Origin of the sequence: Vibrio sp. B181a, from assembly GCF_030248375.1 — a bacterium.
GTDB lineage: Bacteria > Pseudomonadota > Gammaproteobacteria > Enterobacterales > Vibrionaceae > Vibrio > Vibrio campbellii.
This window is the reverse complement of record NZ_JAHGAD010000149.1, coordinates 1-1547: the sequence shown is the minus strand read 5'-3', so window position 1 is coordinate 1547 and position 1547 is coordinate 1. Positions and strand designations below refer to the sequence as shown.

2 protein-coding genes and 1 pseudogene are annotated in these 1547 nt (G+C 44.3%); all 3 read right to left on the bottom strand.

The genetic code is table 11. The features are described from left to right. Positions 1-164: 164 nt before the first annotated feature. Positions 165-866: a 50S ribosomal protein L1 gene (gene rplA, locus KIO97_RS26800; protein WP_005384683.1), complete on the bottom strand. Its 702-nt coding sequence runs from the start codon at positions 864-866 to the stop codon at positions 165-167. Positions 867-870: 4 nt separating this feature from the next. Beyond that, positions 871-1299: a 50S ribosomal protein L11 gene (gene rplK, locus KIO97_RS26795; protein ID WP_005451125.1), complete on the bottom strand. Its 429-nt coding sequence runs from the start codon at positions 1297-1299 to the stop codon at positions 871-873. Positions 1300-1441: 142 nt separating this feature from the next. Then, positions 1442-1547, bottom strand: a pseudogene (gene nusG, locus KIO97_RS26790) (transcription termination/antitermination protein NusG); the annotation flags it as partial.

Here is a 1547-nt window from a genome sequence, read left to right as displayed (position 1 = left end):
TAGGATGATTAAGTTTGTCTTGAGAACAAACACCTACGGTCTTGGACGGAGACTGGGTCTTAATTCATTTCGAACTAGGAGACAGTTCAAAGAACCAATGTTCAGCCCCAACCACAAATATTAGGCGCAAAATTATACACAAATTTTGCGCCTAAGCAAATAAATTATGCTTGAGTGTTCAGGCTAGCCTGATCAACAGCAACACCAGCACCCATAGTAGTAGAGATGCTTACTTTCTTCAGGAAAGTACCTTTCGCTGAAGATGGCTTAGCTTTCTTCAGAGCAACTAGAAGAGCTTCTAGGTTCTCTTTGATCTGCTCAGCAGAGAAGTTTGCCTTACCGATAGTAGTGTGGATGATGCCGTTTTTGTCGTTACGGTAACGAACCTGACCAGCTTTAGCGTTCTTAACCGCTTCAGCAACGTTAGGAGTTACAGTACCAACTTTAGGGTTTGGCATTAGACCGCGAGGACCTAGGATAGTACCTAGTTGACCTACAACGCGCATTGCATCTGGAGAAGCAACAACTACGTCGAAGTTCATTTCGCCTTTCTTAACTTGCTCAGCAAGATCTTCCATACCAACGATGTCTGCGCCAGCTTCTTTAGCTGCTTCAGCGTTTGCACCTTGAGTGAACACTGCAACGCGGATTTCGCGGCCAGTACCGTGAGGCAGTACAGTTGCACCACGTACGTTCTGGTCAGATTTACGAGCATCGATGCCTAGGTTAACAGCAACGTCAACAGACTCTACGAATTTAGCAGTAGCTAGTTCTTGAAGAAGAGCAACAGCTTCGTTGATTTCGTACTCTTTAGTTACGTCAACTTTTTCGCGGATTACGCGCATGCGCTTAGTTAGTTTAGCCATCTTATTAACCCTCTACCACTAGGCCCATTGAACGAGCAGTACCAGCGATTGAACGCTTCATCGCTTCGATGTCAGCACCAGTCATATCAGCAGCTTTAGTTTCTGCGATTTCTTGGATTTGAGCGTCAGTTACAGTACCAACTTTTTCAGTGTTTGGACGACCTGAACCAGACTTAACGCCAGCAGCTTTCTTAAGAAGAACAGCAGCAGGTGGAGTCTTAGTTACGAACGTGAAAGAACGGTCGTTGTATACAGTGATAACAACAGGAGTAGGTAGACCTTTCTCTAGAGATTCTGTTTTCGCGTTGAACGCTTTACAGAATTCCATGATGTTAACACCGTGTTGACCTAGTGCAGGACCAACTGGTGGACTTGGGTTCGCCATACCAGCTGCAACTTGTAGCTTGATGTAAGCTTCAACTTTCTTAGCCATGATAATTCCTAAGTTTGGGTACAAACGCTAATCACCGATCAGCTCCCCGTTTATGAAAAAACTCTTTACTTCACCAGAAGTAAAAAGGCGCGAAATTATAGTCATAATTCGCGCCTTAGACAACCCTTAAAAAGGTGTTTTTTTAATCAAGTTTTTCAACCTGACCAAATTCAAGCTCAACTGGTGTTGCACGACCAAAGATCGATACAGACACTTTCAGGCGGCTCTTCTCGTAATCCACTTCTTCA

Coding starts and splice junctions, on each gene's coding strand:
- rplA (WP_005384683.1), bottom strand. CDS start 866: ATGGCTAAACTAACTAAGCGCATGCGCGTAATCCGCGAAAAAGTTGAC.
- rplK (WP_005451125.1), bottom strand. CDS start 1,299: ATGGCTAAGAAAGTTGAAGCTTACATCAAGCTACAAGTTGCAGCTGGT.